Source organism: Chitinispirillales bacterium ANBcel5 (genome assembly GCA_029688955.1).
GTDB lineage: Bacteria > Fibrobacterota > Chitinivibrionia > Chitinivibrionales > Chitinispirillaceae > Cellulosispirillum > Cellulosispirillum alkaliphilum.
In genome coordinates this window covers 1-18027 of the sequence record JARUKZ010000044.1, presented here as the reverse complement: position 1 = coordinate 18027, position 18027 = coordinate 1, and the positions used below count along the sequence as shown (strand labels likewise).

The 18027-nt window shown below is 38.1% G+C and carries 15 protein-coding genes; 4 read left to right on the top strand and 11 right to left on the bottom strand.

Annotation, left to right across the window (positions count from 1 at the left end):
* Nucleotides 1–20: 20 nt before the first annotated feature.
* Genes QA601_16615 through QA601_16590 form a run of 6 tightly spaced genes read right to left on the bottom strand, consistent with a single transcriptional unit; the run spans nt 21 to nt 5839 of the window.
* Nucleotides 21–512, bottom strand: coding sequence for a hypothetical protein (locus tag QA601_16615; protein ID MDG5816722.1), 492 nt, complete (start codon nt 510–512; stop codon nt 21–23).
* On the bottom strand, nt 509–1813 hold the full coding sequence (locus QA601_16610) for a DUF58 domain-containing protein (protein ID MDG5816721.1): 1305 nt from the start codon (nt 1811–1813) through the stop codon (nt 509–511). The genes QA601_16615 and QA601_16610 overlap by 4 nt, the downstream gene beginning before the upstream one ends.
* Nucleotides 1813–2775 carry a MoxR family ATPase gene (locus QA601_16605; protein MDG5816720.1) on the bottom strand — a complete coding sequence of 321 codons (963 nt, stop codon included), beginning with the start codon at nt 2773–2775 and terminating at the stop codon, nt 1813–1815. Before QA601_16605 ends, QA601_16610 begins: the two co-directional genes overlap by 1 nt.
* Nucleotide 2776: 1 nt before the next feature.
* Entirely contained in the window at nt 2777–3400 is a 624-nt protein-coding gene (locus QA601_16600; protein ID MDG5816719.1) for a hypothetical protein, read from the bottom strand.
* A complete protein-coding gene (locus QA601_16595) occupies nt 3387–4265 on the bottom strand; it encodes a DUF4129 domain-containing protein (GenBank protein MDG5816718.1) in 879 nt (292 codons plus the stop codon). The genes QA601_16600 and QA601_16595 overlap by 14 nt, the downstream gene beginning before the upstream one ends.
* Before the next feature lie 20 nt (nt 4266–4285).
* On the bottom strand, nt 4286–5839 hold the full coding sequence (locus QA601_16590; GenBank protein MDG5816717.1) for a hypothetical protein: 1554 nt from the start codon (nt 5837–5839) through the stop codon (nt 4286–4288).
* Between the two features lie 536 nt (nt 5840–6375).
* Between QA601_16590 and QA601_16585 the strand changes: the two genes are divergently transcribed.
* Nucleotides 6376–7623: a bifunctional folylpolyglutamate synthase/dihydrofolate synthase gene (locus QA601_16585; GenBank protein ID MDG5816716.1), complete on the top strand. Its 1248-nt coding sequence runs from the start codon at nt 6376–6378 to the stop codon at nt 7621–7623.
* Between the two features lie 71 nt (nt 7624–7694).
* On the opposite strand, the gene nifU is transcribed toward QA601_16585, so the two are convergent.
* Nucleotides 7695–8537 carry a Fe-S cluster assembly protein NifU gene (nifU, locus tag QA601_16580; GenBank protein ID MDG5816715.1) on the bottom strand — a complete coding sequence of 281 codons (843 nt, stop codon included), beginning with the start codon at nt 8535–8537 and terminating at the stop codon, nt 7695–7697.
* A 41-nt stretch (nt 8538–8578) separates the two neighbouring features.
* Nucleotides 8579–9607 carry a DHH family phosphoesterase gene (locus QA601_16575; protein MDG5816714.1) on the bottom strand — a complete coding sequence of 343 codons (1029 nt, stop codon included), beginning with the start codon at nt 9605–9607 and terminating at the stop codon, nt 8579–8581.
* Nucleotides 9608–9804: 197 nt separating this feature from the next.
* On the opposite strand from QA601_16575, the gene QA601_16570 reads away from it, so the two are divergent.
* The 3 genes from QA601_16570 (at nt 9805) to QA601_16560 (ending at nt 16260) form a co-directional block, all read left to right on the top strand.
* Nucleotides 9805–10536, top strand: a complete 732-nt coding sequence (locus QA601_16570; GenBank protein ID MDG5816713.1) for a metallophosphoesterase family protein — start codon at nt 9805–9807, stop codon at nt 10534–10536.
* A 38-nt stretch (nt 10537–10574) separates the two neighbouring features.
* Complete coding sequence (locus tag QA601_16565; protein ID MDG5816712.1) at nt 10575–13106, top strand: TIGR03960 family B12-binding radical SAM protein; 2532 nt, start codon at nt 10575–10577, stop codon at nt 13104–13106.
* Between the two features lie 130 nt (nt 13107–13236).
* On the top strand, nt 13237–16260 hold the full coding sequence (locus tag QA601_16560; protein MDG5816711.1) for a PAS domain S-box protein: 3024 nt from the start codon (nt 13237–13239) through the stop codon (nt 16258–16260).
* On the opposite strand, the gene QA601_16555 is transcribed toward QA601_16560, so the two are convergent.
* From QA601_16555 to QA601_16545, 3 genes are all read right to left on the bottom strand, one after another.
* Nucleotides 16257–16625, bottom strand: a complete 369-nt coding sequence (locus QA601_16555; protein MDG5816710.1) for a hypothetical protein — start codon at nt 16623–16625, stop codon at nt 16257–16259. The two genes, QA601_16560 and QA601_16555, sit on opposite strands and share 4 nt — an antisense overlap.
* Complete coding sequence (locus QA601_16550; protein MDG5816709.1) at nt 16622–16912, bottom strand: hypothetical protein; 291 nt, start codon at nt 16910–16912, stop codon at nt 16622–16624. The genes QA601_16555 and QA601_16550 overlap by 4 nt, the downstream gene beginning before the upstream one ends.
* Before the next feature lie 3 nt (nt 16913–16915).
* The coding region (locus tag QA601_16545; GenBank protein ID MDG5816708.1) for a hypothetical protein at nt 16916–18027 on the bottom strand (1112 nt) is incomplete at its 5' end.

Here is an 18027-nt window from a genome sequence, read left to right as displayed (position 1 = left end):
TAAACCTTCTCACGATATTATTACTTCGAGATCAATAAAAGTGCTCTGTAAAAAATAAAAAGAGCAAATCCCGCGGTAGCTACTAACAAGTAAAAATTGATAGTAACGGTAGTACTATTCATTGCTATTATTGTAAGTAACAAACCTGGATAGACAGATAAAGATAACTTTTTTATGTGATCAGACGCTGCCAGATGACTGTTTTCCAGACCTCCTGCAACCAGTATCCTCTGCTTAAAACGACAAAGATCCCAAGCGGTAAATGCCAGTCCAAAAACAACAGCAGCCGCCCCTGGTGGTGTATCAAAAATAATTAACACCGAAGATACGATAGAAAAAACCACCAGTGAAGGAGATGCGACATATCTATTTTGAACTATTTCGAGTATAAGCCAAATTATCCCAGTAAATATAGTTACAAGTGCAACTGATGGATACCTGGAAAACAGTAAAAGTACAGTGCTAACAATGGTCGTAAGTGAAATGGTTATCATGGTTAAGGCATGTATCATCGTTTGCCTCCAAAATATGGGTTAGCAAAATTGGTTTTAAGCGTTTGTTTTATTTTGTCCGGCAGGGATTCAGATGTTTTCCAATCAATAACGACAATACCTGCCCGTTTCGCTTTTTTTAGCCTAAAGGCGCGCTGAAGTCCGGCAAGTTTAGTTGCCTGTTTTAAATGGATGTCTTTAACAGAGTTACTTTTGGTTTTTTTGGATTTTACTTCAAAATCAATCATATTTGGGCAAATCAGCATCACTGCATAACCACGCATTTTTAACATTGACAGAACCTGAATATCATTTGAAACAAGAGGGCTTATGAAAATAATTTGGGATCGTGGAGGAATAAGCCGGGTGGGAAGATACCCAAGATTATTTAAAGCATAGTTAAAACCTGGTTTAGCTTCAGACAGTGCTTTTAAGATGTTCTCATTTTGAATTTTCCCATAGCCGGGGTAAACATTTCTCATGCTATCACCATAAACAATCAGGCTCACACGGTGAGTATCATTAAGAAGTGATGTCGCTAAAGAGGCGGTGGCTTCAACAGAGTGTTCAAATGCCGACTCATTCTCTGAGTTTGAGTTTACTATACTTCGTGAGTCAAGGATAAGTGCTATGTCAGCGACACGGTCTTTTTGATAGACATTGGTGTAGAGATTTGATTGATGTCGTGCAGCGATTTTCCAGTTAATATGACGTAGGGAATCTCCAGACTGATACTCGCGTACAGCAAAAAAACTCATCCCTGAACCGCTCTGGCGCGATGGAACCGGACCGGAAAACCCGCGCGTCCGGGGAGGACGGACTGGTATGGAATCATACTTTTTCACAGGTGGCTTTACATAGAGTTCAAAGGGAAGATGGTAATTGAAATTGGTTTTAAAAAGCCCGAAGTTATCTGAAACACATATATGGGCATGAGTGATTGAGTGCGTGCCTCGTTTGGCACGTAATGAATAACGTAGTATTACGTTTTCTTCAGGTGATAAAGAGGTAAGTATCTTGTTTGTACCATCTATTATTTCGAAACCACAGGGAGTGGGATCGGCAAAAGAAAACTCTTCAATTTTTTCACCTTTATTAGTTATATTGATAGCTACTTCTACAGTGCATTTTGTTGAAACCCAGTTGCGACTTATCTCCCTTTTAATGTCTAGTTTAGGTTTACCCGGAGAAAACCATAAGGAAACGGTGATATAGAAAATGACCGGAATTGACAGCGCAATAATATCTCCGTTTAGAGTTATTAGGCCACTTATGATGAAAATAAAAATTACTACTACCGGTATAACCAAATTGTTTTTCATTATATAACGGGAACCTTAGCAGTTTTTAGAATTTCGTTTAAAATTCTGTCGTTAGCATCGGGCATTGTCCAAAGATCGGGTTCAGGAATAATTCTATGTGTAAGAACAGGTTTAACAAATGCTTTAACGTCATCAGGCAAAACATAATTTCGCTCATGCATAGCAGCCCATGCCCGGCTTAGTTTCAGTAGTGCCAGAGTAGCACGTGGGCCTGCGCCTACTGTAACCTGAGGATGCTTTCTGCTTGCATGGGTTAAGTCGATGATGTATCGTTCGATATCAGGCTCTACGTGTATCTCCTCAATATGACGGCGCATGGTTTGAAATTCCTCAACATTGGTAATTGATGATAAATTAAAGTCGTCCTGCTTGCGTTCACGCCTTCTGCGAAGCATTTGCTGCTCCTGCTCAACTGTAGGATATCCAACGGATAATTTCACAAGAAATCTATCAAGTTGAGCTTCCGGTAGGGGGAAAGTCCCTTCATATTCAATTGGGTTTTGGGTGGCAATAACAATAAATGGTTCAGGTAATTTCCTTGTTTCTCCTTCAAGCGTTACCTGTTGTTCCTGCATTGCTTCCAAAAGTGCTGATTGAGTACGTGGTGATGCACGGTTTATCTCATCTGCCAGGATTAGATTGGCAAAAACAGGACCTTCTCTTAAAATAAAGGAGTTTTGGGAGCGGTCATAAATATATCCTCCGGTAATATCACCAGGCAGGAGGTCCGGTGTAAATTGAATTCTGCGAAAACTCATGCCAAGCGCCTGAGCAAAACTATTGGCAATTAAAGTTTTGGCTGTACCGGGGTAATCTTCCAAAAGTACGTGCCCTCCGGCTAGAAAGGTCGCCATAATTTGCTTTAGCACTTCTGATTTACCAACAATTGCACGTTGAACTTCCTCAATAACCCTCACTGAATGTTGGGTTACCTTTTGCTCATCAGTAATCTCTTTTATCAAATTAACCCTCCAACTGTTGCTCTATGTACTGTATGATTGTTTCAAGTTCTGTATCTGTAATTTCATTAATTGCAGGACCTTTTCGAAAGAAAATTTTATTACATAACGAAGAAAGAAGCGTTTCATCTGCTGTAGTAGTGTGGTCGTTATTTTGATCGGAGAAAAGAGCCTGTACTGGTGTGGGAATATCTAATTGGTGTTCAAGTATCTGTTTTTTGATTTCATTACTACTGCAGTGGTTCTGAAATGAGAGCAGGGATAATATAAAACTTCTTAGTTCATTGCTGGTTTCCTCATTTAAAAACCGACTATTACTTTTTCCTGAAATTCTGTTTAACCAAAGCTTGTACTCAGAAAATGTATAGTGTGAGGGTGATTTAGCAGGTGAATATTTTGGGGGTTGGTATATTTTATAGAAGCTAAATATTGCACATAGTATCGAAAATAGTACTAATAAAATTATGAAAGTCATCTGGGGTACACTACGTATTACTTGTACTGCTATGAGTATTTGGTTATAGATATAGTTAACCAAACGATTTTTCTCGGTATTTAAAACAATGAAAATAGCGACCGTTAGAAAGAGTAGAAGAGGTAGCAGGATTTTGTACTTATTTTTTTTCATTTTGACTATCCTGGCAAGCTGTAACAATTTCTTCGAGACACTCTATTGCCTGTCTTTTTTCCTTCTGACCTGCTTTGTATCCACCATATCGCTCCCCTTCAAATAAACGGGTCAGTTTTTCAATAGAGCTGGACGGTAAACCTTCACTGCTTAGAACCGCTTCAAATTCAAAAGGGGTTGTATGGTGTTCCATAGAGATACTATGTCGTTCATTTGCTATGTGTAACAACTTACGGTAACAGTGGAGAATAGTATCTTTTAAATTTTCCCCGCTCTCTATCTTATTTATCGCGTCTTTTGCCTCTTCAGCAAAATGATTGAGGGGAGGTTGTGCAGATCTTTTTTTAAAAAGGTATTTGTATAGAATAGAAAACATAATTATTAGAATAGTTGATATAAACAGGCTAACAACTAAGGTTAACCATTGGGGTGTTTGAGTTTCCGTGGGAATAACAGAAGTAAGAGGTACAGGTTCTTTAGGTGATGTAACCTCCACTCTTCTCTGGGATTCGGGGAATGGTTCTGATGGTAAAACCTGCAATCTCAACCAGGTTATAACCATAACTATAAAGATAAGTATGATGCCTAGGATAATCCTTCTTCGCCATTGCTTAAAAAACACCAGTATTAGTAGTATAAATGGTGTAAGAATTAATAGTAGAGATACTAAATTCATTATAATAAATTGAACTATCTCTCCAATATTGAAAGTGTGCGAAAAATTTGATTCAATTCCCTGGGGGATAAAAAAAGGATGATGATCATTGGACTGTAGCTGAATCTCTTTAAATCCAATGGAGATAACAAAAGTTAGGACTGAAAAAAGAAGCAGTAAAGAAAGTATTATCTTTTTATTTTTTTTCATATCAATAAAGAAGGAAAAAACTAGCTGTTACTGGGGCCAATTTTTTTAGGGTGTCTTATGTGACACCAGTGACATGCATCAAAATAGCCTTTTTCCTTTGGTTTATCTGTTACAGAACAGATATCAATTTTGTTATCAGAATTCATAAGATTTATCCATGGGCAATTTCTCAGATGAAGTTCTTTTGTTCTTTTATTACCCACACGGTCACCCACAACAAAAAATAGTGTATTGCTTAAATGATTTTCACATTTAAGTTTTACCTCGGTCAAACCCCGAATATCGTTAGGTATTTTAAAGCTGATCAAGTCGGACTTAGAAAGGGTTGTAGATACAGGATCATTGTTTATTAGTAACTGATGATGTGATGGAAAATAGCCTGTTATGGCTATGCTTTCCCCGGGTAGAAAACGTGAAAAGATAGTGGTGCCATGTGAATCGATTTCAATGGAGTAATTAGCGGGAGAGTCTTTGAATTCAATGAAGGGCATCACAGCAAATGAGACTGTTTGAGAAGGTAATAAGGTATTAAGAGTGGGGTGTGGTTGTTCTACTGCTATATGATACAAACCTGGTGATACATCCGGTATTCGAAAAATCAGTTTGCCTTGGGTTAAAGTTGATTGTAATTCAATATCTCCAAAGGAAACAGTATAGTTATTTTCAAAATCTTTATACTGTGCATTATCGTGACTATCTCTGCTGATTGTAACCGGTTTGTTTTTAAACCCACGGTTTGTATCAATTATTATTCTTCTTCCATCATAAAAATATGATAACTGTTCTTTGATTTCTGTTTCAAGGTCATCATATAAAAAGGAGCGTATTTTATCTATAACTATAGGACATTGAGGTATATCATTATGTTTCTTTTGATCAGATTCAAAGGAGACCATTTTGTCTTTAAAATCTCTGTTTATATCATTTATCTCCTGGACACTTACCATAATTGGAAACATAAAATAACTAAAAGCCGGACGAACATACTTATCTATAATAAAGCGTTTGCTACTGAATTTATTCGCTGTTAAATCGTGAGGTGACCATATCTGCAGTAAACGTTCTTTTGGGATTTCGCTAAATACTTTTTCTGCTTTATCGGGATATTTTGTGGTGAGAAATTTACTGTCTTTGTCTAAACCAACAAGTTGTGCTGTGCAATTATTTCTGTTCCAGAAAGGTAGTACATATGGAGCACCACCATGAGGTGATGCAATTGAAACGTATTTATTGAGATGTGTTCTAATTCTTTTATACCTTCCAAGAGCATATAGCGAAATCATTCCACCTTCGCTGAACCCAATAATGTCCAGTGTAATGTGATCATGAAGTAACTTTCTGTCATTTAAAAAGTTAAATAATCTTTTACTTTTTTCATCTATTGGTGCGTAGGTTTCAAAATAACCCCCATCTGTACCATAAACGAATGGAAAGTAATGAACCCCAGCACTCTTTTCACCAATCAATTTATGAAAACATTTAAGATCATTAATCAGTGGAGTAACTAAAGATCGATTATCGGTCCAGCCAGAAAGCACTACAGTGGCAATGTGTGACTTGGAAGGGTGGGGCATAAGTGAACTCCGCAAAAAGAAAGTTAAAAAACAAAATATCAAAGCAACCTATTTATTTATTAACAACCATAGTATTTCCAATCTGAATCATGTTACTATCCTCTATCGATTTGACAGTGAATAGCTGCGTTTGCATATTGTGCAGTGAAATTCATATACAAATTGGACAGCATGGCGAATCGTAAAAATTTGTCAGGTCAGTTGTGAATATCAAAAAGTTTTTAAAAATCAAAAAAATTATATTTTAATCCATATTGTTTATAGTGCGCTTTTTGCCCTGAAAAGTAAAACGGTTAAACCCTTTAAAGTACTTGCATACTTTAAAATATAATCAAACGTTCAAATAACAGGGACAATTTAAAAAGAAAAAAGATATTACACTTATTATTTTGGATAGTTTAAAGCATAAATTTCTGTTTAGATTCCTTAAACAGAGCACTAACAAACAGATCAAAAGAGTAGTTTGGCCGTCAGAGATTGATATATTTTAACACTCTCAAATGATCTGATTATTGAGTTAAAAAGTGAGTCATTGAATGATAAAAAAAGCCGAAAGTATTAGAAAACACCTTTTTTCGCTTCAGAGAAGGGGGATAAAGTATGAACTGGAACGCATGGAGAGAGCTGCCCGGAGGTGTGGATATCCGCATTTAAGTCATAAATGTATCCATGTGGCCGGTACCAATGGAAAAGGTTCAACATGTACGATGATACAGACCGCTCTTACTCATCTTGGATTTAAAACCGGCCTTTTTACATCACCTCACCTTATCTGTTTTGAGGAGAGGTTTAAAGTAGACGGCAAAGCAGTATTGGAAGAGGAGTGGGTTGAGGTTTATCATGAACTTGAGGAGATAATCGATTCTCTTGGCTTAACCTTTTTTGAAGCATCGACTTTAATGGCTTTTGAACTTTTCAAAAGAAAAGGTGTAGAGTGGGCCGTGTATGAAACTGGTATGGGGGGGCGTTTGGATGCTACAAACATCGTTAAACCGCAGGTGTCGGTAATTACTCCTATAGCAATGGATCATACTGAATTCCTTGGCCCGACGCTTAAACATATAGCAAATGAGAAGCTTGGTATCGTTAAAAAAGGGGTTCCGGTCTATGTTGCTAAGCCCCGGGAAAGGGATGTTTCAGAGTTAATCAAAACACACTGTGCCCAACAGAATACAAATGTATCCTTTGTGTCTCAAAACGAGGCTGAAAACATTGATACCACTGAAAACGGCATAAAGTTTTGGTATAAAAATACCAGCTTCAGTATGCCCCTATACGGCAGATTTCAGGTGTTGAATTCACTTCTGGCAATAAATGCTTTGCTTGGCGCGGGGGTAGGGGAGATAGAAACAATCGCTGATGCGTTAAGCAGTGTACAAATAAGAGGGCGTTTTCAGGTCGAACAGATAGGGAATAAAACAGTTGTTATTGATGTTGCTCATAACGAGGATGCTGCAAAAATGTTATCCCAAACTCTTAAAGAGCACTTTGATGATAAATCAAAACTTATGGTATGCGGGGTAATGAAAGATAAGGATTATGAATCGATGATCCATGAGTTCACTTCAGAAGTGTCTGAGATTGTTCTATGTAAACCTCAGATTCAAAGAGCCGCAAACCCTGAAGATCTCGAGCGATTCACTGCTCACTTTACTGGAAAAGTAAGAATCATCAGGAGCGTATCGGAGGCTCTAAACTACGCTTTAACAAGCAACCACGAATTACTATGTGTCGCTGGCTCTTTTTATACCGCGGGCGAAGCTATTAGTGCTCTGAAATTGTAAAACTATTAGTGGTAGTAATTTTAAAATAGGGAAAGGGCAGGTAACCTCTCCCTATTTAAGGAGTAATTGAGCTATGTGGTTTTTACAACAAGCTGATCAGATACTTTTTCTTTAAGGTTTTTCTCAACAACCGAAATAAGGGTCATTGATGAGAACGCACATCCCGAGCAGCTTCCTTTAAAACGGATGTAAACATCATTTCCATCTACATCAACTAACTCACAATCCCCACCGTCTTTCTCAAGCACCGGGCGTACATCTTTTTGCAGCACTTCCCGGATCTTATCGATTTTCTGAAGCGTAGTTAATCGGACAGGTGCAGCTTGTGATGTTTTTTCGGAGCTTTTACTTAGAGTTGAATTGATAATCTCCTCTATCTCTTCAAGGCAACCACCACATCCGCCACCTGCTTTAGTGAAATTGGTAACATCATCAACAGTTTTAAGATTGTTTTCTTTTATTGCTCGTATGATTTCCTGATCGGTTACATTGAAACAGGTACATACAACTTTTCCATCCTTTTGCTTTGGTGCAGCTTTTTTTCCGCCTGTTTCATAATAAGTGATAGCAGCTTCAAGTGCTTCCTGCCCCATTACTGAACAGTGCATTTTTTCCCTTGGGAGACCACCAAGCGCGTCGGCAATCTCCTGGTTAGAAATTTTCTTTAGCTCTTTAACGGTTTTACCTTTACATAATTCGGTAAGTACGCTTGCTGACGCGATAGCACTACCACAGCCAAATGTTTTAAATTTTATATCTTCCACTTTACCTTCTTTGTCGAGTTTGAAGGTAAGTCTTAGTGCATCACCGCAGGTAATATTTCCAATTTCACCAAACCCATCAGGGTTTTTTATTTCCCCTGAGTTTCTTGGATTAAGATAATGATCCTTTACTTTATCAGTATATTCCCACATATACATTGCTCCTTTTCTTGTTGCCTTCGTTTCGGAATTGGCTACAAAAGTTTTTCAGCTTCCTGGTCACCCACCCCGAAAACCTCCTTAAGTGTGAGTACGAAGTCGTCCAATGATTTATTACTTTGTTCTTTTGTAATCGGCACACGCCCGGCAGCTGCCCTTGAGTGGCCACCACCACTTCCTTTTAGCCTTTTAGCCAATTCTTCAGCTCTCATTCCAGCACTGCTTCCGTTTTTGGTTCTGATAGAAAAGAAGATCTGACATTTAAAAACTCCTGAGCAGATCATCCACTCTAAACGCTCAAGGGAGTGAAAAAGATCGGTCATCTCTGCTACGTAATCAGGAGTAGTTACCTGGCCAAGGTGAGTGTACCCTACGTCATCAAAATAAACGGCTGCTTCTGTTGCCCGGTGAAGAATTCTAAAATATTCCAAGTCTCTATCAGGGTTTTCAATTTTCGACAGAATCTGGTGATCGATCCTTTCAAAGAGGTATTTATAACACTCGATATCAAATTCGGAAACCTCTCTGCGCATGTCCCCGGTATCGGTCTTAATGCCGTAAAATAGCGCTGTTGCAAGGTCCTTATTTATGGTAATGTCTGATTCAAGAAGGTATCTGGTTATGATCGTGGAAGTGGCTCCAATATCGGTGCGTATATGGTGAAAAAACCGCGCATCGTCAGGTATTTTACTTGGATGGTGGTCGATTACTGCATGGATGGGGGTAAATTGGGGTAGTGAAACATTACCCTTTCCCGGAAAAGAATCTACAAGCAAAATTCGGTCGAAATCCTCAATCTCTGTGAGCACAAAGGGAACAGTATTGATGTTGAGGTACCGTATCATCGCACGGTTTTCTGCTCTTCCTACAAAACCACCAAAGGATATAAGAGTACTTTTTACCCCCCAATAAGAGAGTAGGTGTGAAAGCCCAAAAGCAGAAGCCAGGCAGTCGGGGTCAGGGTAATCATGAGTTAGAATAAGGGCTGTGGATGCCGGAAGTATTTTTTTTTTCAGTTCTTCTATTTTTACCTTAAACTCTTCATCTCTTTTATACTCAGACATCTTTATGCTACCTATTGACCTGTTTTAGCTAAGATACAGCAAAAATTAGTGATTACTGTCATCTATTTTTATGATTATTTCAATTATTTTGCAATAAAACGCTTATATAATATAATTTATAGTTCATTTGATTAATTCATTAATAACTGAACCACCCCTGTGGCTTATTTAAAAAGAGTAAATATTTAAAACAGCAGATGAAATACGCAATAATTTCTGATATACACGGTAATCTTGAAGCATTAAAAGCAGTCCTTAAGGATATAACCAAGCGCTCGATTGATAAAGTTATCTGTCTGGGTGATATTGTAGGGTATTATCCGGATCCTGAGGAGTGTATAGATCTGGTTCGGTCCCATGTTGATATATGTGTGGCCGGAAATCATGATTACGCTGCCATTGGACGAATCGATACCCAAAATTTTACCTATTATGCTTTTACGGCCATGGAGTGGACCAAACAGCACCTTACCGAGAACAGTAAACGATTTCTTTCTTCACTATCCTTAAGCAGTGTTGAAAAAAACATGTTTTGTACCCATTCATCACCCTCTAATCCTCCTGCCTGGAGTTATGTTTTTCCTGATAGTGAAGAGGAAGTTTTTGACGCGTTTAAAGGGCTTGAACATCAGATTAATTTCATCGGACATACTCACTGGGCATCCATTATGCTCCAAAAAGAAAATGAAATCATACTTTGCCCTCAAAACGTTGTTCGTGTCAATGAAGCCTGCTCCTATCTGATTAACACTGGAAGTGTTGGGCAACCAAGAGATTTTGACAGGCGTAGTTGCTATGCAATCTATGACAACGAAAAAGCGGAGGTATCACTTAAAAGGGTAAGTTATAATTACAAAATAACACAAAACAAGATAAAAGACTGCTCACTTCCTATTTTCCTGGCCGAACGACTTGAGAAAGGTCGTTAAATCCTTTTTTACCACCAAATTACCACGCAAGTATTTTTATGGAAAATCTCAAAACTATTATTAGAAGCAAATTTCTACCTTTTGTTCAAAAACCGCTAAGATATACCGGTGGCGAACTTAATTCTGTTTGTAAAAATTTAGAAGACATAAAGCTTCATGGGGTACTGTGTTTTCCCGATTTATATGATATTGGGATGTCCCACTATGGTCTTCAGTTACTTTATCATATAATTAACTCAAACCCATCCTGGTCGCTTTCAAGGGCGTTTGCACCATGGGTTGATGCAGAAGAGTTGATGCGAACGCTTTCAATCCCACTCTTTTCACTTGAACACCTTACACCTGTTAAAGACGCTGATTGGATCGGGTTTTCGGTGCAATACGAATTGCAGTATACAAATATAATAAACATGATTGATCTTGCCGGGATTGAGGTTTATTCAAAAAACAGAACAGATAGTGACCCCATAATTATTGCTGGTGGTCCATGTATGGGAAATCCTGAACCACTGACACCATTTATCGATGCATTTGTTATTGGGGACGGGGAAGAGGTTGTTAAGGAAATTTGTGACACTCTTGAAACTCTTAAGCTTAATGGTGCTACAAAACAGCAAAAACTTCAAAAAATTGGGGAAATACAGGGTCTCTATGTCCCCTCTTTTTTTAAGGTTTGCGATGAAGGCAGGTATACAGTACATAAGGCAGATGAATCAAAATCGCTAAAACCTGCAAAAATAGCTTATCTTGACCAGAGCACGGTACCAGAGCATCCAATTGTTCCAATGATGAATGTTGTTCATCACCGATTCGCTGCTGAAGTTATGCGTGGATGTACAAGAGGGTGTAGGTTTTGTGCTGCAGGGATGTACTACAGACCTGTAAGGGAGCGCAATCCTGAAGATGTGCATAAAAAAATTAAGGCTGGTGTTTCAAACACCGGTTGGCGTGATGTAGGGTTATTGAGTCTCTCAACCGCAGATTACTCCTGTTTCAGTGAACTTCTCTTTTCCGCTAATTCCCTTAAAGAAAAAAACAGAATCAACATTTCGATCCCCTCAACCCGAATTGATGCTCTCAGTAATGAGCAGCTTGATAAGCTTGGTGCAATATCATCTATGTCTAGTTTTACCATAGCACCTGAAGCTGCAAGTATGAGGCTGCGTAGTGTTATTAATAAAGATTTTACCGATGATGATATCTACAGAACAGTTGAACTTTTGCTTTCAAGGAATGTCCAAACTCTCAAACTGTATTTTATGATTGGATTGCCCACAGAAGACAGTAGCGATATAGACGCAATTATTTCTATGGTTCGTAAAATCTCTCAAATGATGCGGGCTTCATCCAAAAGAAAGAAGTTAAATGTTGCGATTTCACCATTTTCCCCTAAAGCTAATACCCCTTTTCAGTGGGACGCAATGGAGAGAATTGAAGAACTCTTAAAAAAGGGGCGTTACATTAAAAGCTCCCTATATGATAGGAAAAATGTACGGGTCTCCTATAGAGATCCCACTATGACCTTTCTTGAATCTATTATCGCCAGGGGTGATATGAGAGTTGGAGATTTAGTGTATGAAGCCTGGAAAAAAGGGGCGCGCTTTGATGGCTGGGACGAGATGTTTAACATCGAACGATGGTATGAGAGCGCACAAGAAATTGACATGAACCTGCATATTTACACAGACGCCTTAGATAGTAAACAGCCTCTTCCCTGGCAGGCGGTAAATATTGGTGTAAGTGAGAAGTTTTTACTTAAAGAACGGGAGAAAGCGTTAAAGCAGGTTACTACTCAGGACTGTCGTACAGAAAAGTGTACAATGTGCGGAGTTTGTAATAACTTGATTAAGAGCAAATATGCTGATGCAAATACAACCATCTCTTCCGGGACTGAAACTGTTGTTGTTAACGATACTAATAAAAATAGCAGTTATTTTTACCGGGTTATGTACTCCAAAGGTGATAGAGTGAAATACCTTGGTCATCTGGATATGGTAAATGTTTTTCACAGGGCTCTTATGGCCGCATCGGTGCCACTGGCGTTTTCTCAGGGATTTAATCCTCATCCCAAAATTTCATTTGGACCACCTCTTCCTCTTGCCGTTACCGGTGAAGCTGAAGCTTTTGATATGGAACTTCACTCGGAACTTAACTTTGATTTAAAAAAAATAAACGCCTGGTTGCCTCAAGACCTGAAAATAATTGAATATGAGCAGTTTAATTCCAAACAGGTATCTCTGACATCGACGGTCAAGGCTGCGGACTATGCGTTTTTTCCATTGGAACAGATTGAGATGGAAATAATGAAGGAGCGATTGCAGTTACTTCTTGAACGCGATGAACTGATAGTAGAAATCCAGAAAAAGGGCAAAATAAAGTATAAGGATATAAGACCCTTAATACTTGAAGCAACGTGTAATGTTAAAAATGGTCCTGGGTTCTGGGTAGCACGTCTTTCTCTTATGCCATCAGCCACCTGTAAACCTTCTGAGTTTTTGTCCTTTTTATGTCCTGAGAACAAACTCAGTGACTTTGATGTAAAACGTGAGAGATTAGTGATTAAGACATAAACTTTTTTCTCCAAAAAAGTTCTAATAATTTGAACATTATCCCCGTTTATTGGATACTTTAAGGGAAAACTGAGCAGGGTATTGCCTGTAGCTGGAACCTGTTACTTTTTTTTGGAGCAATATAGGGACAATGATATTAGATAATGATAAATTAAATCTGAACAGCAGCAATTATTTACGCACAGCCTTGGATCTGTGTAACGATGGTTTTTGGGCATATGACTCAAAAACGCTGAGCATAATTGATGTTAATGAAAAGTATTGCAGGATGTCTGGATACAGTAGAGATGAATTTCTGCAACTAAAAGCTTCAGATATTATTACAACAGACTGCTTTGATTCAAGTAGAGTTGAATCATCCAAAGCCAATAAATATAAAACTTTTCATCGTAAAAAAAATGGCACAATGTTTAATGTAGAAGTGTCAGTTGCCAGGGCTTATGGAAGTGAAAATACCATTGTATGCTTGTGTAATGAATTAAAAGATGAAAAGAGTTATAATGATCAGTTTCTTCTCAAAGACATCATTGATTCATCAGAAGACTACATCTATGTTAAAGACAGAAAATTGCGTACTGTCATTTGCAACAAAAAATTTTCTACCATTCTTGGCAAGAAACCTGAAGAGCTGATTGGAAAAACCGATATAGAAAACGGGTGGGATCCCAAATATGTAAAGGGCGACAAAGAACAGGGTATACGTGGTTATGAAAAGGATGATCTGAAGGCATTGAGTGGTGAGGTAGTACATGTTTCTGATGTGCTGTCTGTGAATGGTAATCAAATCTACTTTGATACGATTAAACTGCCTCTGTTTGATGCAAATAACAATATTAAAGGAATATTGGGAATCAGTCGCAATGTAACAGATCAAAAGAGAATTGAGGATGATCTGTTTGAAGTCAGGCAAAGAATGGAGTTTGCCTTATACGCAAGCAAAATTGGTGCATGGGAGATAAATTTAGTAGATCAGTCTACAATCAGGACACTTCAGCATGATAAGATCTTTGGGTATGAGGAGTTACTTAGTGAGTGGGATTATGAATTTTTTTTGAACCATGTACATCCAGAAGACAGAGAAATGGTTGATTCGAGATTTAAAAGAACCCTTAAAAATAAAGAAAACTGGAGCTTTGAATGTAGGATTTATCGTGCTGATGGAAAGATGCGTTGGATTAAAGTCACAGGACAATCTCGTAGCAGTGGCAAAGATAAGCGAATGGCAGGAATAGTACAGGATATAACAGCGCAAAAAATTAGTGAACAGAATACCAGGGCCTGGCATAGTTTGATGGAGTATATAATTAAGTACGATCCAAATGCAATAGCAGTACTTGATACAGAGTTAAAGTTTAAGTTTGTCAGTAACAGGTTCAAAAAGGATTATAACGTAGATTCGGAAAATATTATTGGACGGCATCATTATGATGTGTTTCCTGATATCCCTGAGAAGTGGCGTAGTATTCATAAACGAGCTTTGAGTGGAGAGGTGTTAAATGGTGATGAAGAGATATTTAAAAGACTGGATGGTTCAGTGGATTGGACTAAATGGGAGTGTCGTCCTTGGTATCACACTCAGGGTTCAATCGGTGGAATAATACTTTATACCGAGGTGATTACCAAACGCAAGCAAGCTGAACACGCGTTATTTTCCGAAAAAGAACGTTTATCTGTTACATTACGCAGTATTGGGGATGGTGTTATCACTACTGATACAAAGGGTAAAGTAGTGATTATGAACAAAGTTGCAGAACAGCTTACGGGTTGGAATCAGGCGGATGCGAAGGGAAAAAAATTAAACGAGGTCTTTAACATAGTTAATGAATTTACAGGTAAATCATCTGAAGACCCGGTGACCAAAGTGCTCTCTACAGAGCGTATCGTTGAGCTTGAAAATCATACTGTACTTATAGCAAAAAATGGGGAGAGAAGGGTAATAGCTGATAGTGGTGCTCCTATTAAAGACAAAGAGGATAAAATTATTGGTGTGGTTCTTGTTTTTCGCGATATGACCGAAAAACAAAAATTATTGAATGCTATTCAACGAGCAGCAAAACTTAATTCTCTTGGTATTCTTGCCGGAGGTATCGCTCACGATTTTAATAACCTGCTTGGAGGTGTTTTTGGTTATCTTGATCTGGCAAGTGAATTGGTTGAAAATAAAAGTGCTCTGGAGTATATAGAGAAATCCATGAGTGTCATTGATAGAACAAAAGCTTTAACGAAACAATTACTTACATTCGCAACAGGTGGTGAGCCGGTTAAGAAAGTTGATCATTTAAATCCGTTTTTACTGGAAACAGTACATTTCTCCTTGAGTGGTTCATCTGTTACCTGTAACAGTGCTATTGAAAATGATTTGTGGCAGTGTAATTTTGATAAAGATCAAATTGGTCAGGTTATAGATAATATTGTAATAAATGCAAGACAAGCAATGCCTGATGGTGGAAGTATTGATGTAAAGGCAAAAAATGTAACCATTAAACATAAAGAACACAATATCCTTCCTTCGGGTAATTATGTGGAGATTAGTATAAAAGATTATGGAATAGGTATACCTAAAGAAATTATGGATCGAATATTTGATCCTTTTTTTACCACAAAGTCACAGGGACATGGCCTTGGGTTGGCTACATGTTTCTCTATATGTGATAAACATGGTGGTTGTATTGATGTTGAATCGAAAATGGGGAAGGGCAGCACTTTTTGTATATACCTTCCTGCGGAATTTAAAAACTCAGAATCAGACAAAAAGGATATTTCAACGATGCATAAAGGAAAAGGAACAGTTGTAGTATTGGAGGATCAACCCGAAATACGAGAAATTATTGGTGCAATGTTACTCTCTTTTGGCTACGAAGCAGTTATGTTTGAAAGGGGAAATGAAGCTGTTCAATACTTTTGTGAACAACATAAAAAAGGTACTATAACAGCTATGATTTTTGATCTTACTATCTCTGGTGGTATGGGAGGTAAGGAGGCTATAAGGGAAGTGAGAAAACTCTGTGAAAAAACGCCGGTATTTGTTGTGAGTGGTTATGCAGAAGATCCAATTATGGCAAATCCAAAAGAATATGGTTTTACAGATAGTATTAGTAAACCATTCAGAAAAATTGAACTCTCTCAGTTGTTTGATAAAAACTTAATGTATTAATTTTCAACTCCAACCCTGCTACAATACTTAAACACAGGGCAACTTGTACATTTAGGCTTTAAAGGGGTACAGGTGTGCTGCCCAAATGAAACGAAGAATGAGTTAAAAGTAATCCAGTATTTGGAAGGAAGATGTTCTCTGAGTTTACGCTCAGTTTGGAGCGGTGTTTCGGAAACAAGATAGCCAAGTCTGTTAAAAATTCGATGTACATGAATATCAACACAAACAGCAGGTTTCTTAAATGCAATTGCAACGACAAGATTAGCCGTTTTTCTGCCGACTCCGGGAAGTTTTGTCAACTCATCTACTGTTTGAGGCAATTTACCCGAAAACTCCTCTTTGAGAACCGTAGGCAGCTTTTTCAAATATCCCGCTTTTTCTCTGTAAAACCCAACAGGATATATAATCTTTCAATCTCCGGTACTGAGAGGGTTTCAAGGTCTGATGGGGTATTTACATGTTCAAAGAGACGCGTTGATGCTGCTGCTGTTGTTTCATCACGGGTGCGTGCGCTTAGAATGGTTGAAATAAGGATTTTAAATGGATCACTGGTTTGGGCTTCAATCAGGTCAACCACAGGCATTCTGTGTTTTTTGAACTCTTTTCTTAATATCTTATATACCTGCTCAATTTCGTTACTGTACAGATCCATTTTCTATGGTTCCGATTTAAATCTGTTCATAAGATTAAGTAATGTTACCTTTATTTCAAAACGATTAGAAACAAATGAAACCCTGTCATCTTTTTTATCTGCTGAAGTATTAATATCTGAATTTTTTAGATAACCATCACCATTTCTAAATCTTGAATAGTAGGAACCACTGTAGTAGAGTCCTATTTTTAAGTCAGAACTATTGCTAAAACTCCGAATTGTGCTTAATCCAAACTTCCAGGAAAAGGCGATCCCATTCCCTGTTATATCGTTCTGATACAGCATGACAGAATCTCTGATTTCATTTAGGCGCAAATCGTTCTCCGGTACATCAGAAATATTGTAACTAGTTGATAAACGTGCAAAGGGACTAAAGCCAATAACTGAAGTGAAGTAATTTTTGTCGAAGCCATCTATAGAAAAATATTGATCCGGTATTTCTCTACTGATACCCATCTCTACTGAAAATGAGGTAAAGCGAAGCGATTGTCTGAGGTTTATATTACGTGATAAAGAATCTGATCCGGCGAATACTGAAGATTGAAAATTTTTTCCAGTGGTAAAAAAGAGTAGAGAAATGCTGTTCATACCTCTTTTGGTAATCATGGAGCCATTCAAAGATATTGGAATTGTCATATTGAATGGTTCAGTCTCTTCCCTGATTCTGTAAACAAGATTTGCAGTATCTGCTTCGACTGAATTTAGCGTATCAGGAAGAATTATGCCGGTTGTAGCAGTCAGACCAATATCTTCCAACGCACCTGGTTGTGATTTTATCCAATCGGATACAACCGGGATCCCTCCCAGGGTTAAGGCCACTCCTGCACCCAGGTAAAATTGTGGCTGTGAGAAATCATCATCTTTAGACAAATGGTCAAGATTATCAAGTGAAATATCGTTTTCCTGCTGCTGTGTATCTACTGCTTGCTGTGTTGTATCTACTGCTTGCTGTGTTGTATCTACTGCTTGCTGTGTATCTACTGCTTGCTGTGTATCTGCTGCTTGCTGTGTATCTGCTGTTTGCTGTGTATCTGCTGTTTGCTGTGTATCTGCTGTTTGCTGTGTATCTACTGTTTGCTGTGTATCTACTGTTTGCTGTGTATCTACTGTTTGCT